Origin of the sequence: Aquihabitans sp. G128 (assembly GCF_019048865.1) — a bacterium.
Lineage (GTDB): Bacteria > Actinomycetota > Acidimicrobiia > Acidimicrobiales > Iamiaceae > Aquihabitans.
In genome coordinates, this window is the sequence record NZ_CP077604.1 from 2,187,358 (window position 1) to 2,202,429 (window position 15,072).

General features: G+C 72.2%; 14 protein-coding genes and 1 pseudogene. 1 reads left to right on the plus strand and 14 read right to left on the minus strand.

From position 1 onward, the window contains the following. Positions 1–813: 813 nt before the first annotated feature. Entirely contained in the window at positions 814–2,646 is a 1,833-nt protein-coding gene (locus KSP35_RS10415) for a Ppx/GppA phosphatase family protein (protein ID WP_217001550.1), read from the minus strand. A gap of 72 nt (positions 2,647–2,718) precedes the next feature. Between KSP35_RS10415 and glpX the strand changes: the two genes are divergently transcribed. Then, positions 2,719–3,711 carry a class II fructose-bisphosphatase gene (glpX, locus tag KSP35_RS10420; protein ID WP_254127090.1) on the plus strand — a complete coding sequence of 331 codons (993 nt, stop codon included), beginning with the start codon at positions 2,719–2,721 and terminating at the stop codon, positions 3,709–3,711. A 189-nt stretch (positions 3,712–3,900) separates the two neighbouring features. Here the strand turns inward: glpX and KSP35_RS10425 are convergent, their stop codons facing one another. From KSP35_RS10425 to atpB, 13 genes and pseudogenes are all read right to left on the minus strand, one after another. Next, on the minus strand, positions 3,901–4,497 hold the full coding sequence (locus tag KSP35_RS10425) for a hypothetical protein (RefSeq protein WP_217001552.1): 597 nt from the start codon (positions 4,495–4,497) through the stop codon (positions 3,901–3,903). Continuing rightward, positions 4,497–6,338, minus strand: coding sequence for a M91 family zinc metallopeptidase (locus KSP35_RS10430; protein WP_217001554.1), 1,842 nt, complete (start codon positions 6,336–6,338; stop codon positions 4,497–4,499). The genes KSP35_RS10425 and KSP35_RS10430 overlap by 1 nt, the downstream gene beginning before the upstream one ends. Further along, on the minus strand, positions 6,314–6,688 hold the full coding sequence (locus tag KSP35_RS10435; RefSeq protein ID WP_217001556.1) for a hypothetical protein: 375 nt from the start codon (positions 6,686–6,688) through the stop codon (positions 6,314–6,316). The genes KSP35_RS10430 and KSP35_RS10435 overlap by 25 nt, the downstream gene beginning before the upstream one ends. Positions 6,689–6,750: 62 nt before the next feature. Continuing rightward, a complete protein-coding gene (locus tag KSP35_RS10440) occupies positions 6,751–7,614 on the minus strand; it encodes a sterol desaturase family protein (protein ID WP_217001558.1) in 864 nt (287 codons plus the stop codon). Then, the gene (locus tag KSP35_RS10445) at positions 7,611–8,231 is read right to left on the minus strand and encodes a TetR/AcrR family transcriptional regulator (protein WP_217001560.1); all 621 of its coding nucleotides are present in this window, start codon (positions 8,229–8,231) and stop codon (positions 7,611–7,613) included. Before KSP35_RS10445 ends, KSP35_RS10440 begins: the two co-directional genes overlap by 4 nt. Positions 8,232–8,358: 127 nt before the next feature. Next, positions 8,359–8,763, minus strand: coding sequence for an ATP synthase F1 subunit epsilon (atpC, locus tag KSP35_RS10450; RefSeq protein ID WP_217001562.1), 405 nt, complete (start codon positions 8,761–8,763; stop codon positions 8,359–8,361). A 10-nt stretch (positions 8,764–8,773) separates the two neighbouring features. Continuing rightward, positions 8,774–10,225, minus strand: coding sequence for a F0F1 ATP synthase subunit beta (gene atpD / locus KSP35_RS10455; RefSeq protein WP_217001564.1), 1,452 nt, complete (start codon positions 10,223–10,225; stop codon positions 8,774–8,776). Then, positions 10,222–11,223, minus strand: a complete 1,002-nt coding sequence (locus KSP35_RS10460) for a F0F1 ATP synthase subunit gamma (RefSeq protein ID WP_217001566.1) — start codon at positions 11,221–11,223, stop codon at positions 10,222–10,224. Before KSP35_RS10460 ends, atpD begins: the two co-directional genes overlap by 4 nt. 11 nt (positions 11,224–11,234) lie before the next feature. Next, positions 11,235–12,762, minus strand: a pseudogene (atpA, locus tag KSP35_RS10465) (F0F1 ATP synthase subunit alpha). Positions 12,763–12,794: 32 nt separating this feature from the next. Further along, positions 12,795–13,322 carry an ATP synthase F1 subunit delta gene (gene atpH, locus KSP35_RS10470; protein ID WP_217001568.1) on the minus strand — a complete coding sequence of 176 codons (528 nt, stop codon included), beginning with the start codon at positions 13,320–13,322 and terminating at the stop codon, positions 12,795–12,797. Next, the gene (atpF, locus tag KSP35_RS10475; RefSeq protein ID WP_217001570.1) at positions 13,322–13,990 is read right to left on the minus strand and encodes a F0F1 ATP synthase subunit B; all 669 of its coding nucleotides are present in this window, start codon (positions 13,988–13,990) and stop codon (positions 13,322–13,324) included. The genes atpH and atpF overlap by 1 nt, the downstream gene beginning before the upstream one ends. Positions 13,991–14,005: 15 nt before the next feature. Further along, positions 14,006–14,233, minus strand: coding sequence for an ATP synthase F0 subunit C (atpE, locus tag KSP35_RS10480; RefSeq protein ID WP_217001572.1), 228 nt, complete (start codon positions 14,231–14,233; stop codon positions 14,006–14,008). 79 nt (positions 14,234–14,312) lie between these two features. After that, complete coding sequence (gene atpB, locus KSP35_RS10485) at positions 14,313–15,071, minus strand: F0F1 ATP synthase subunit A (RefSeq protein ID WP_217001574.1); 759 nt, start codon at positions 15,069–15,071, stop codon at positions 14,313–14,315. Between the last annotated feature and the right edge of the window lies 1 nt (position 15,072).

Consider the following 15,072-nt stretch of genomic DNA (forward strand, 5'->3'; position numbering starts at 1 on the left):
CCTTGGCCTCCGTGCCCACCCAGAACCACTCCCGCTGGTCGCCCTGGAGCCAGCCCGAGCCGCCGCCCGACCGGACGGCGAACCAGGACGACGGCCAGGGCTCGCCCGGGGCGACGATCCCGAGGGCCCGGGCGTTGGCGTCGTCGCCGCCCCCGGCCACCACCACGCCCTCGCGCAGGTCCCAGCTCAGCGGGGAGCGCCAGAGGCGCGAGACCGGTCCGGAGCGGTCCTCGTTCAGCGGCGCGAGGACCAGCAGGAAGAACCCGAGGACGTAGCCGACGGTCGACACCGCCACCAGCGGGTCGTGGCGCGCCCCCGACGGCGACCCCACCGACAGGCCCGCCGCGATGCCGATGGCGAGCACCAGGACGTACGCCTCGAGCCGTCGACGACGACGGGCCCGGACGTCGCCGACCGCTGCGGCCAGCGCCGGGTCGTGGCGTCCCGGCGGCACGGGGTCGATCCCGGTCGGCGGACGGCGCGGCAGCACCGGCACGGCCGGGCTGCGGCGGCCCAGCCAAGGGGTGCCGGCGGCGGCGGCGAGGGCGTGCAGGTCCGAGACCGCGAACCAGGCCGCCCGGCGGGCGGTGAGCACGTCGCCCGCCCGGCCGACCACGACGAGGTGCGACGTCTGGTCGCTCCCGGGGATGCGGGGGCCGTCGATGAGGTGGTCGAGCCAGACCGGGCCACGGTGGCCGAGGCCACCCACGTCGGCGAGGGCGAAGCGGGTGCAGGCCCCGTCGGCCCCCTCCACCACCAGCTCCTCGCCCTCGAGCCGCAGCTCGGCGAGGCACCGTCGGGTCAGGACCGTCCTCAGGGCCAGCAGCGCGACCACGAGCAGGACCACGGCGGGCAGGAAGGCGAGGTGGACCAGGGCCAGGAGGCCGACGATGAGGGCGCCCAGGCCGATCCCGCCCACCAGGGCCAGCCCGCCGAGGAGCTGGAAGCGCCGATCGGGGCGGGCCACCGCCCGGACGGGCCCCGCCGGATCGAACGTGGTGCCCTGCGCCGTCGCCATCCGGTACCCGTCGGCCCGTGGCCGGAGATCGTGAGCCGTCCGTCCGCCCGCCCTCGAGGCGACCGGCGGGCCGGCGTCAGGGTGCGCCGAGGACCACCGACACCGGGGCGCCGAGGACGTCGGCGAGCAGGCCGCTGCGCTCGGCGGCGGCGTACACCTCGAGGGCGGGATCGGCCTCGGGCGACGCCGGGCGGACCACCACGGCGAAGCCGTCGCTGGCGCGCTTCGAGGCCGACGCCGATGACCAGGCGGGCGTGGGAGCGGTCCAGGCCGATGGCCACCCGCAGGACCGCGGCGGCGACCCGCACCACCCGCTGGTCGTCCTCGGGCAGCGCCGCCCAGTCGGGGTGCGAGGGCTTGGGCGCGCTCTTGCGGTGGTAGCGGGCGATCTGCGCCACGACCTCGATCTCGCCGTCGGTGAAGCCCACCAGCCGATCGGAGTTCCGGATGAGGTAGTAGCTGTGCTTGTGGTGCTGGCCGTGGGAGATGACCAGGCCCACGTTGGCCAGCAGCGCTCCCGCCTCGAGGAGGGCCCGGGCCTCGGCGCCCAGGCCGTGGTGCTCGGCGGCGGCGTCGAAGAGCTCGAGGGCGAGGGCCGCGACGTGCTCGGAGTGCCCAGGGTCCTCGTCGCACGCCACCATCAGGTCGACCACGCTGCGTCGAGCCACGTCGCGCAGGTGGGGCAGCGAGCCGCCCCGCCGGCGGGCGATGGTGTCGAGGAAGACGCCCTCGCGCAGGGCGTACTCGCTGAGGACCAGCTCCCGGATCCCGAAGCGCTTGGCCACGCCTTCCAGCACCAGCGCACCGGCGAGCAGGATGTCGGCCCGCTTGGGGTCGAGGTCCGGCAGCAGGTCGGTGGTGCCCGCCCGGCGGGCCTCGACGGCCGCCTCCACCACCAGGCCGATCTGCTTGCGGGTGAGCACGGCCCCGTTGAGCGTGCGCAGCGGCTCCTCCCCCGCCAGCCCGCGGGCGATGCGCAGCACCTGCTCGATGGTGCCGGAGGAGCCGATCGCCTGCTCGAAGCCGTGGTCGCGCACGGGTCGGTCGAACGACGAGAGCACCTCCTGCACGTGGCGCCGGCAGGAGTCGACCGCCGAGGGGTGCAGGGCCTCGTGGGCGAAGAAGCGGTTGGTGAGCCGCACCGCGCCGAGCTTCACGCTCACCGACGCCAGCACCTCGCCCTGCTCGCCGAGCAGCAGCTCGGTGGAGCCGCCGCCGATGTCGCAGAGCAGGATGCGCCGGTCGAACACCTCCAGCGCCTGCAGCACCCCGAGGTGGATGAGGCGGGCCTCCTCGACCCCGGACACCACCTCGATCTCCACCCCGGCCTCGTCCAGCGCCCGGTGCAGGAGCACGTCGCGGTTCTCGGCCTCGCGGACCGCGCTGGTGGCCACCGCGCGCAGCGGGGCGCCGTGGCTCTCGGCGATGCGGCGGAACCGCTCGAGGGCGGCGACGGCCCGGTCTACGGCGTCGGGGGCCAGCTCCTTCATGTCGGTGGAGCCGGAGCCGAGGCGCACCATCTCCTTCTCCCGCGACACCACCTCGAAGCGGTCGCCGTCGGTGGTGCGGGCGACCACCAGGTGCAGGGAGTTCGTGCCGACGTCGACGGCAGCCAGGGTCTCGGGCACGGAGGGCAACGTACCCGCCACGAGCGGTCACCGGCCTCGGGGCGGCTGGGCGCCACCCACTACCCTGCGCCCATGTCCGAGAAGCAGGTCCCCACCCGAAACCTGGCCATGGAGCTCGTGCGCGTCACCGAGGCCGCCGCCCTCGCCGCCGCCCGCTGGGTGGGCCGGGGCGACAAGGAGGGCGCCGACGGCGCCGCCGTCGACGCCATGCGGATCGTGCTCGACACCGTGCCCATGGACGGCGTGGTGATCATCGGCGAGGGCGAGAAGGACGAGGCGCCCATGCTCTACAACGGCGAGCGCATCGGCGACGGCACCCCGCCCCAGGCCGACATCGCCGTCGACCCGGTCGACGGCACCACGCTGACGGCCCTCGGCCGCGGCAATGCGGTCGCCGTCATCGCGGTCTCCGAGCGGGGCACCATGTTCGACCCCGGGCCCTGCGTCTACATGGAGAAGATCGCCGCCGGCCCGGACGCCGCCCACGCCATCGACATCACCGCCACGCCCACCGAGAACGTCAACGCCGTGGCCAAGGCCCTCGGCAAGCAGGTCCACGAGGTCACCGTGGTCGTGCTCGACCGGCCCCGCCACGACGACATCATCGGCGAGCTGCGCCAGGCCGGCGCCCGCCTCCGCCTCATCCCCGACGGCGACGTCGCCGGCGGCATCTCCACCGCCTGGCCCGAGTCCGGCGCCGACATGCTGCTCGGCATCGGTGGCACGCCCGAGGGCGTCATCACCGCCGCCGCCCTCAAGAGCATGGGCGGCGCCATCCAGGGCCGCCTCTGGCCCCGCAACGACGAGGAGCGCCAGGCCGCCGTCGCCGCCGGCTACGACCTCGCCGAGGTCCTCGACGCCGACCGCCTCGTGGCCGGCGACAACTGCTTCTTCGCTGCCACCGGCATCACCGACGGCGAGCTGCTCAAGGGCGTCCACTACGACAGCCGCGGCGCCACCACCCAGTCCCTGGTGATGCGCTCCCAGTCCGGCACCGTCCGCCTCATCAACGCCCGCCACCGCCTCCAGAAGCTCAAGGAGTTCAGCACGATCGACTTCGGGTGACCACCCGGTCGCTCGACTCGCAGCCGGTCAGCCTGGTGCGAGCGAGCGGCTCCGGAGGCCACCCAGCGCCGTCCGACCGAGCGTCAGGAGCCCTTGCCCTCCTCGCAGCGACGGAACGTGCCGAGGGGTCGCACGGGCGCCCCGCGACGCCCCGCCTGCTCGGACCAGGCGTGAGCCCGGGCGGCGGGTTCAGAGGTCGATGGCGCGGCAGAGGAGGCTGGCGGGGCCGTCGCGGTCGGGCAGGCGCACGGCGGTGCCGGTCTCGCGCCGGGCCTGGGCCGTGGTCGGCACGACGACCTCCAGGCACACCTCCACCGACGACGGCGGCTTGGGCCCGAGCTCGTAGGGGCCCACCGCCACCGAGTCGCCGGCTTGCACGACGAGGGCGGCCCACGACGCGGCCCGGTCGGCGTCCTGGCCGCGGCCTCCGTCGGGCCGGGCGAGCGACACCTGCCAGTGGTCGCCGTCGACCTCGACCTGGGCGGCCGACAGGTCCGACAGCGCCAGCACCGGCGACGGGCCGGCGGTGACGGTGATCTGCAGGCGACCGCCGTCGGCCACCACCGCCAGCAGGCCGTCGGGCGTCGCGGCCGCGGCGCGCAGCGCCTTCGACGGTCCCGCCGCGGGGGCGTCGGCCGCCGGGGAACGTGATGCGTCCTCGTCGGCGGTGGGCACGGTGGTGCTCCGGGTGGGCTGCGAGCCGTCGTCGGCGCTCGACCCGCACGAGGCGAGCAGGCCGGCGACGGCGAGGGCGGCAAGGGTGCGGGGCACGAGGTGGCGCTCCATCAGTCGTCGTAGCTCTCGATGGTGATGTGCTCGCCCGGTCCGGGCGGCCAGCCGTAGGCCTCGCGTGCGGGCAGGCCCAGCTCGTCGAGGATGGCGTTCTCGGTCAGCTCGGTCGGGTGGTGGCGACCGCCGTCGGAGTCGAAGGTGTCGATGTCACCGTCGCCGTCCACGTCGAAGCCCACCGAGTTCAGCTCGGCCCGGTTGTACTCGCGCGTGTCGATCACGTTGCCGTCGGCATCGACGACCTCCTCCACGAACGTCCCGTCGGGCGTACCGCCGCTGATCTGGTCGTAGGTGTGCGAGAGCTCGTGGAACAGCACCGTGGCCGGCGGCTGGGAACCGGTGTAGAGGCCGTTGCGGTGGTCGGCGTAGTTCACCAGCGAGTCGTCGGGCAGGGCGCCGCCGGGCGGCGAGGCGTAGCTGGGCTGGGGCTGGGTGTTGCCGGTCAGCCAGTCCGACGTGCGGTAGCCGCGCTCGGGCTTCGGTCCCTTGCCGTCGGGGTCGAGGGTGAAGGCCCCCTCGTCGTCGCCGTACGGGAAGATCCGGATCTTCTTGTCCCGGTCGAAGGGGTTCCACCCCGAATCGCTGTCCCGCGACGCCTGGTCCAAGGCTGCGAGGCCGGCCCGCCCGCTCTCGGTGGTGCGCAGCAGCTCGAGGTCGCTGTCGATCCGCTCCTGCCAGGCGGCGAACTCCCCGTCGCTCATCCACGCCGGCTGCACGATCTCGATGGCGTAGGAGCCCGGCTCGCCGGTGAGCTCGAGGTTCACGACGTCCTCGCCGCCGTGGCTGACCTCGTCCTGCTCCTTCACGATGCGGTCGGTCCCGACGCCGCCGTCGGCCTGGTCGGCGTCGCGGCCGCCCATGAGGACGTCGTCACCGGTCTGACCGAGCATCGTGTCCTGGCCTCGCCCGCCGGAGAGGATGTCGTTGCCATCCGAGCCCTCGAGGTGGTCGTCGCCGGAGCCGCCCTCGAGGCTGTCGTCGTCGCGGCCGCCGGAGAGGTGGTCGTCACCTCGGCCGCCGTAGCCCTGGTCGGTCCCGTCGCCGCCCACCAGCAGGTCGTCGCCGTCCTGGCCGTCGACCACGTCGGTGCCGTCACCGCCGTAGATCGCGTCGTCGCCGGCCCCGCCGTAGGCCACGTCGTTGCCGTCGCCCAGGAAGATGCGCTCGTCGCCCCCGCCACCGACGCCGACGAGGGGGTTGCCGGACGAGTCCCCCACCAGGTCGTCGCCGGAGCCGGTCCACGTGGTGATGCGCAGGTCCTGGTCGGCGGGGACCTCCACGACGTCGTTGCCGGCGCCCACCCGGATGGTGAGGCCGCGGGCCTGGGCGGCGGTGATGGGCACCTGCTCGTAGACGATGGCGTCGCTGGCCGGGTCGTACTGGCCGACGAAGGCCACGTAGCCGCCGTCGGCCTGGCGCTCCAGGCGCACGTGGTCGGCCTGGTCGGTGCCCGAGAGGATCCAACGGTCGCCGTCCTGCACCAGCGACGGCCCGTCGTCGACCGGCACCGGGGGCAGGAACAGGTCGCGCCAAGCCGGGAGCTCGCACACGCCGTCGAGCGGGTCGGCGTCCAGCCGCTGGAACTCGGCGGCCACCCGCCCGGTCCAGCCGGCCAGGGCGGCGGCCCTGCCGTTCCACGCCCCGGCGTCGACGTCGAGCGGCGGGACGTCGGAGAGGAACTCGTCCCAGCCGGCGCTGGCCCGGAACGCGTCGAGCGCGGTGGCCAGCGCCGAGACGTCGACCTCGGTGAGGCGGGACGCCGCCGCCACGTCGGTGGCGAAGGCGGTGAGTCGGTCGGGCCGGCAAGCGGGCATCAGCAGGGCCGGTGCGGCTGGCACGGCGGGTTGGCGGCCTGCTCGGCCTCGAGCTCGCGCTGCCAGCGGGCCCGTTCGGCCACCCGGTGGTCCTGCTCGGCCCGGGCGGCGGCGGCCGCGGCTCGGATGCGCTCGGCCAGCGCGGTCAGCGCGGCGCCGGTGGTGCTGCGCTCCGAGGCCAGCCGATCCATCCCGGCGTCGAAGTCGGTGCGGGTCCGGCCCGTCCAGTCGGCCCGGGCTGCGTCGGCCGGGGCGGCCATGGCCGAGGCCTGGGTGCCCAGTCGGGCGGCGACCTCGTCGCACTCGGTGGCCGCCTTGGCGGCCAGCCCGGCGTCGAAGCGCACGTCCTCGCGGTTGGGGGTCCAGCTCGGCACCCCGCCACGGTCGCACGACCGCCCTCGTCCGACGATGGGGCGCGCCCCAGGCCGGCGGCAGGTCAGGCCGTGGCGGCGTCGACGGGGGTGGGCGCCGCCCCGGCCGCAGGCTGCCAACCCGGGCCCCGCACCAGGTGGCGGAGGCGGTCGAGGCCGTGGGCCCGGCGGACGTCGCGGCCGAGGGCGGCCCACTCGTGGAAGGCGATGGTCCAGAGGTTGTAGGTCTCGATGTCCTTGGTGAGGCCGTAGACCACCACCTCGTCCTCTGCCTGGAACGAGCCGAAGAGCCGGTCCCACACGATCAGGATGCCGCCGTAGTTGCGGTCGAGGTAGCGGGCGTTCGAGCCGTGGTGCACCCGGTGGTGCGACGGCGTGTTGAGCACCCACTCGAGCGGTCCGAGGCGCCCGACGACCTCGGTGTGGATCCAGAACTGGTACAGCAGGTTGATGGCGCCCGAGAGGACGATCAGGTCGGGCCGCACGCCCACCAGGGCCAGCGTGGCCACCATGAGGGCGGTCTGGAACGCCGTCCACGGCTGCCGCAGCGCGGTGCTCAGGTTGTACTGCTGGCTGGAGTGGTGGTTCACGTGCGAGGCCCAGAAGAACCGGACCTCGTGGCTCAGCCGGTGGTCCCAGTAGTAGATGAGGTCCCACCCGACCAGCGCCACGGCCCAGCCGGCCCAGCTGGTGCCGAGGTCGAAGGCCCGGTGCTGCCACAGCAGGGTGGCGAACCACCAGCCGGCCAGGCCCATCAGCAGGTTGATGGTCAGCAGGCTCACCGCGCCCATGGCGATGGACGCCCAGAAGTCCCGGCCGTCGAGGCGGCGCTTCCGCCGGCGCAGCACGACCAGCTCGGCCACCACCAGGGCGACGAACGCCGGCACGGCGTAGACCGTGAGGTCCGGCGGGTGGGCCACGGCGCTCATCGACCGGCCTCCTGGCGCAGGGCGAGGCGATCCGCCACCCAGTGCCGGAGCATGGCCAGGACCCGGGCCTCGGTCTCCGGGGCCGCCACCGCCACCCGGTTCACCACCAGGCCCTGCATGGTGGCCGCCGCCAGGTCGACGGCGTCGTGCAGGCGGTCGACGTCGTCGACGAGCAGGTCGGCGAAGAGCAGCTCGGCCAGGGCGTGGAGGTTGGCCACGTGGGCCCGCACCACCGGCTGGAGGTCGGCCTGCAGGTCGGCGTCGGTGCGGGCGGCGGTGAACAGGTCGTAGGCGGCGAGCAGGCGCTCGTCCTGGAAGATCTCCCACAGGAGGTCGAGCCCGGCACCCAGCCGATCGGCCGGCGCGGCGGCCGCATCGCTGGCCACGAACTGGCCCTCGTAGCGGGCCACCAGTCCGGCGAAGATCGAGGCGACGGTGGCCGCCAGCAGGTCGGCCTTGGTGGCGAAGTGCTTGAACACCGCCCCCTGCGAGACCCCGGCCCGCTCGGCCACCGCGGTGGTGGTGAAGCCGGTCGCCCCGGCCTCGACCAGCACGTCGGCGGCGGCCTCGAGCAGGCGGGCACGGGTGCTGCTGCGGCGTTCCTCTTGCGTGGGCACCCGGGCAGCCTAGCAACGAAGTGCGTGAGCAGTCACTAACTTCCTGGCACCCGAGCCTGGACGCGGCGATGGCCGCCCCGGAGGGCGGCCATCGACGGCGTGGCGGGGTGCCCCGGAGGGCGGCGGTTCAGGCGGCGCTGGAGACGCCGGCCACGTCCAGGCGCAGCTCGGCCCGGCGCAGGGCGGCCTGCGCCTCGGCGTCGGTGCTGTCGGCGGCGGTGGCGGCCTTGGCGGCGTCACGGGCCTTGGCGGCCCGCTCGGCGTCGATCAGCTCGGCCGACTCGGCCACGTCGGTGAGCAGCGACACCTCGTCGTTGGACACCTCCACGAAGCCGCCGTGCACGGCGAAGGTGACATCCGCGCCCTCCTCGGGGCGGACGATGACCTTGCCGATCTCGAGGGCGCCCACGAAGGGGGCGTGGCCGGTGAGGAAGCTGATGTCGCCACCCTCGACGGTGCGGGCGGTGACCATCTCGGCCTCGCCCGACCAGAGGATGCGCTCCGGAGAGACGACCTGGACCTTGAGCGTCATGAGGTGACCCTCACTCCCCGGCGGACTTGCGCAGCTCGGCGGCCTTGGCCCGGGCGGACTCGGCGCCACCGACGTTCAGGAACGCCTGCTCGGGCAGGTCGTCGAGGTCGCCGTTGACGAGCGCCTCGAAGGACTCGACGGTCTCCTCGACGGGGGTGGTGATGCCCTCCAGGCCGGTGAAGGTCTGGGCCACGTACATCGGCTGCGACAGGAAGCGCTGGACCTTGCGGGCCCGGGACACGGTGACCTTGTCCTCTTCCGACAGCTCGTCGAGGCCGAGGATGGCGATGATGTCCTGGAGCTCCTTGTAGCGCTGCAGGATCTGCTGCACCCGGCGGGCCACGTTGTAGTGGCGGTCGCCGACGACCTCGGGGGCGAGGATGGTGGAGCTCGACGCCAGCGGATCGACCGCCGGGTAGATGCCGAGGGCGGCGATGTCGCGGCTCAGCTCGGTGGTGCCGTCGAAGTGGGTGAACGAGGTGAACGGCGCCGGGTCGGTGTAGTCGTCGGCGGGCACGTACACGGCCTGCAGCGAGGTGATGGACCGGCCCCGGGTGGAGGTGATCCGCTCCTGCAGCACGCCCATCTCGTCGGCCAGGGTGGGCTGGTAGCCCACGGCCGACGGCATGCGGCCGAGGAGGGTGGACACCTCGGAGCCGGCCTGGGTGAACCGGAAGATGTTGTCCACGAACAGGAGCACGTCCTGCTCCTGCACGTCCCGGAAGTACTCGGCCATGGTCAGCGCCGAGAGGGCCACGCGGAGGCGCACGCCCGGGGGCTCGTCCATCTGGCCGAAGCACAGGGCGGCCTTCTCGAGCACGCCGGACTCTTCCATCTCGATCATGAGGTCGGTGCCCTCACGGGTGCGCTCGCCCACGCCGGCGAACACCGACACGCCACCGTGGTTCTGCGCCACGCGGCGGATCATCTCGGTGATGAGCACCGTCTTGCCCACGCCGGCGCCGCCGAACAGGCCGATCTTGCCGCCCTGCTTGTAGGGGGTGAGCAGGTCGATGACCTTGATGCCGGTCTCGAAGATGATCGAGGACGGCTCCTGGGCGTCGAAGCTGGGGGCCGGGCGGTGGATCTCCCACCGGTCGGCCACCTCGCCGAGCTCCTCGGAGGTGATGTCGAGCGGCTCGCCGATCACGTTGAACACGTGGCCGAGGGTCTTGTCGCCGACCGGCACGGTGATGCCGGCGCCGGTGTTGACCACCGCGGTGCCGCGGCGGAGGCCGTCGGTGGGGCGCAGGCAGATGGCCCGGACCCGGTTGTCGCCGATCTGCTGGGCCACCTCGGCCCGGATCTCCGAGGTCTTGCCGTCGAGCTCGACGGTCATGGCCACGCAGGTGTTGATCTCCGGCAGCGAGTTGGGCGGGAACTCGATGTCGACCACCGGGCCGGCGATGGTGACGACGCGGCCTTCCTTGCGGGCCGTGCCGGGCTCGTTGGTGATGGTCATGACTGGTCTCCTGCGCTGAAGTGATCGGTGCGGTGCGGGGTGATGTGCGTGTGCTTGAAGATGTCTTCGACGTTGACCTTGTCGACGAGCAGGTCGCTGCCGTCGGTCTGCGCCTGGCGGAGCGCTTCGGCGCCGCCCACGATCTCCATGATCTCGGTGGTGATGGCGTCCTGGCGGGCCCGGTTCATGACCCGGCCCAGGCGGACGATCATGTCCTCGGCGTTCTCGGTGGCCGACTTCATGGCCCGCTGGCGGGCGGCGTGCTCCGAGGCCGCGGCGTCGAGGAAGGCGGCGTAGAGCCGGGCCTCGGCGTAGCGGGGCAGGAGGCGCTCGAGGATCTCCGACGGGTCGGGCTCGAACTCGTAGTCGGCCGACGGGCCGCTCTTCTCGGCGGCGTCGTCGATGGCGGCGTTGTCGAGGGGCATGTACTGGACGACCTCGGCCACCTGGCTGCCCATGGAGAGGAAGCTGGTGTAGGCGAGGTGGACCTCGGAGTACTCGCCCGACTCGAACTTCTCCGCCACGTGGGCGGCGACCTCGCGGGCGTCCTCGTAGGTGGGGGCGTCGCTGAAGCCGGTGAAGCTGGCGGCGATCTCGTAGCCCCGGAAGCGGAAGTAGCCGGTGGGCTTCTTGCCGACCGTGATGAGGGCGGTCTGCTTGCCGGCCTCCTGGTCGGCGGCCATGCGCCGCTCGGCGCCGCGGATGACGGCGGAGTTGTAGCCGCCGGCGAGGCCGCGGTCGGCGGCCACCACGACGTAGGCCACGGTGGTGACCTCGGTGCGGGGGTTCAGCAGCGGGCTGTCGCCCGCCGCGCCGGCAGCGGCCAGGTTGCGGATGACCTCGGTGATGCGCTCGCTGTAGGGACGGGCGGCGGCCACGCGCTCCTGCGCCTTGGCGATGCGGCTCGCGGAGATGAGCTCCATCGCCTTGGTGATCTTCTTGGTCGACTGGACCGACTTGATCCGCCGCTTCAGGGCACGCTCTTGGCCACCTGCCACGTCAGTTGCTCCTAGGCCTCGGAGTCGGCGAGGGTGCCGAACTCGTTGGCGAAGTCGGCGAGGGCGGCCTTGAGGGCGTCCTCGTCGAGCTTGCCGGTGTCGACGATGCTGGACATCAGGCCGCTGTGGCGGGCGTTGAGGAACTCGATGAGCTCGGACTCGTAGCGCTTCACGTCGGTGACGGCCACGGGGTCGAGGTAGCCGTTGGTGCCGGCGTAGATCACGACGACCTGGGCCTCGACGGGCAGCGGGGAGTTGAGGCCCTGCTTGAGCAGCTCGGTGAGGCGGTAGCCCCGGTCGAGCGTGGCCTGCGAGACGGCGTCGAGCTCGGAGCCCATGGAGGCGAAGGCCTCGAGCTCGCGGAACTGGGCGAGGTCGCCCTTGAGGGTGCCCACGGCGGTCTTCATGGCCTTGATCTGGGCCGCACCGCCCACCCGGGACACCGACTGGCCGACGTTCACGGCCGGGCGGGTGCCGGACTTGAAGAGGTCGTCGTCCAGGAAGACCTGGCCGTCGGTGATCGAGATCACGTTGGTGGGGATGTAGGCCGAGATGTCGCCGGCCTTGGTCTCGATGATCGGCAGGGCCGTCATGGAGCCGGCGCCGTTGGCGTCGCTGAGCTTGGCGGCCCGCTCGAGGAGCCGGCTGTGGAGGTAGAAGACGTCGCCCGGGTAGGCCTCGCGCCCCGGCGGGCGGCGGAGCAGCAGCGACACCGAGCGGTAGGCCTCGGCCTGCTTGGACAGGTCGTCGTACACCGCGAGGGCGTGCTGGCCGTTCTCCATCCAGTGCTGGCCGATGGCGCAGCCGGTGTAGGGAGCGAGGTACTTGAAGGGCGCCGGGTCCGAGGCGGGCGAGACGACGACCACGGTGTAGTCCATGGCCCCGTACTGCTCGAGGGTGGCGACGGTCTGCGCCACCGTGGAGGCCTTCTGGCCGATGGCGACGTACACGCAGTTCACCCCCAGGCCCTTCTGGTTGATGATCGTGTCGATGGCGATCGTGGTCTTGCCGGTCTTGCGGTCGCCGATGATCAGCTCCCGCTGGCCACGGCCGATCGGGGTCATCGAGTCGATGGCCTTGATGCCGGTCTGCAGGGGCTCGTGCACGGGCTTGCGACCCATGATCCCGGGCGCCTGGACCTCCATGCGGCGGGTGCCGACGTTGGTCAGCGGGCCCTTGCCGTCGACCGGCTCACCCAGCGTGTTGACCACGCGGCCGAGGAGGCCGTCGCCGCAGGGCACCGAGAGGATCTCGCCGGTGGCTCGCACCACCTGGCCCTCCTCGATGTCGCCGACCTCGCCCAGGACCACGGCCCCGATCGAGTCCTCGTCGAGGTTGAGCGCGAGGCCGATGGTCCCGTTCTCGAACTCGAGCATCTCGTTGACGGCGCAGTCGGGGAGGCCCCCGACGGTGGCGATGCCGTCACCGACCTCGAAGCACGCGACCCACCTGCGCAGCGGCCAGGTCGGGCTTGAAGCTCGCCAGGTTCTTGCGCAGTGCGGCGGTGATGTCTTCGGTGTTGATCGTGAGCTCGGCCATGTGCCGTGTTCTCCTGGTGCCTTGGTGGCGTCTTAGAGGGCGTTCTTGAGCTGGTCGAGGCGCCGGCGGACGGAGCCGTCGATGACGGTGTCGCCGATCTGGGCCACGAGCCCGCCCCGGATGGAGGGGTCGAGGATGACCTTGACCTCGATCTTCTTGCCGGTCGCCTGCCCGAGGGCGGTGGCGAGGCGGCTCTTCTGGTCGTCGCTGAGGGCGATGGCGGAGCGGACCTCGGCCACCTCGGCGCTGGCCTCGCTGGCCGCCTTCGCCACGAGGGCGTCGACGATGGCCGGCAGGTCGCGGACCCGGCCGTTGCCGACCACGAGCGAAACGAGGTTCACCGTGGCCGGCGTGGCCTTGCCGTCGAGGAGGTCGACGACGATCTGCTGCCGGGTGGGGACCGGGATGTGCGGGTCGGCGAGCTTGTCACGAAGCTCGTCGTTCCCCCGCACGACCTGGGCCACCCGGAACAGCTCGTCCTCGATCTCGGCGAGCGGGCCTTCGGCCCGGGCGACCGCGAAGAGTGCCTCGGCGTACGCCGTGGTGCGGTCGTCGGCCATCAGCGGTTCGCTCCGACCCGGTCGATGTAGGCCTCGACGAGGGCGACGCTGGCGTCACGGTCGAGGTTGGCCCCGACGACCTCTTCGGCGGCACCGATGGCCAGGTTGGCCACCTCGCCACGGAGGTCGGCGATGGCCTGCACCTTGGCGGCCTCGATGTCGGCGGCGGCCTTGGTGCGCATCTCGGCGACGTCGGCCTCGGCCTTGGCGACCAGCGTGGCCTTCACCTCGTCGGCGGCCTGGCGGGCCTCCTCGATGATGGCGGCCGACTGGGACCGGGCGTCGGTGAGCTGGGCCTGGTACTCGGCGAGCACGCCGGTGGCCTCGGTGCGCTGCGCTTCGGCGGCGTCGAGGTCAGAGCGGATGCGCTCGGTCCGGGCGTCCATGCTGCCCTTGATGGCCGGGAGGCCCTTCCAGGCGATCGCCCCGAACACGACGGCGAAGCCGACGACGCCCCAGATGATCTCGTTGGTCTCGGGCAGCAGCGGGTTGGGAGCCGTCTGGCAGTCGTCGAGGGTCTTGCCCTCGGCGAGCATGTGGGCGCACTCCTCGGTGTACTTGTCCTTGTACTTCGCCTCTTCCTCCGCGGCCGAAGCCGGGTGGGGGAAGCTCAGGAAGCCCAGGAGCAAGATCGCGGCTGCTGCAAACAGCAGTCGAATGCGTTGCATGTGGTGGTCTCCTGATCAGGCGCCGGCGAGGAAGAACACCACGAAGCCGATGAGCGCGAGCGCCTCGACGAACGCGATGCCCAGGAACATCGTGGTCCGGACCATGCCGGCGGACTCGGGCTGACGGGCCATGGCCTGGACGGCCTGCCCGACGAGGTAGCCGATGCCGATGCCCGGGCCGATGGCGCCGAGGCCGTAGGTGAGAGCGGCGAGGCCCTTGTTGCTGATCTCTGCGAGGAGCATTGGTGGTCTCCCGGCCTTTCTGGGTTTGGTGCTGCTGGATGGGTGGAGAAGGAAACGCTGTTTCGGTGAGCCCGTCGGCTCAGTGCTCGTGGCTCTGGGCGGCGTTGATGTACACGCCGGTGAGCAGGGTGAACACGTAGGCCTGGAGGAACGACACCAGGACTTCGAAGGCGGTGAAGAAGATCACGCCGATGATGGGCAGCGGCGAGAACACCACGTACCACTTGGCCACCACGAGCCCGCTGGAGAGCACCGCGAAGGTGACCAGGAGGATGTGGCCGGCGAGCAGGTTGGCGAACAGACGCACGGTGTGGCTGAACGGCTGCACCAGGAACTTGGAGATGAACTCGATCGGCACCACGAGGATCAGCAGGGCGACCGGCACGCCGGGCGGCACGAGGGCGTGCTTGATGTAGCCGATGCCGTGGCTCTTGAAGCCGGCGCCGTGGTAGATGACGTAGCTCAGCAGGGCGAGGAACATCGGGAGCGCGATGCGGGCCGAGGCCGGCATCTGGATGATCGGGATGACCTCGAAGATGTTGGTGAAGAAGATGAAGAAGAAGAGGCTCAGCAGGTAGGGCGTGTACTTGATGCCCTCCTTGCCCATGGTCTCCATGACGATGCCGTCTTCGACGAACTCCACCGCCATCTCGGCCAGGTTCTGCGCTCCGGTGGGCACCAGCTGCTTCTTGTTGCCCAGGATGAAGATCAGGAGGGTGAAGAGCACGGCAGCGCCGTACACCAGCACGACCTTGTTGATCTCCCACCACTGGCCGTCGCCGGCGAGGCCGGGCCAGTTGACGATGTGGCTAAGCGGCGGGAACTCGAGTGCGAGCACG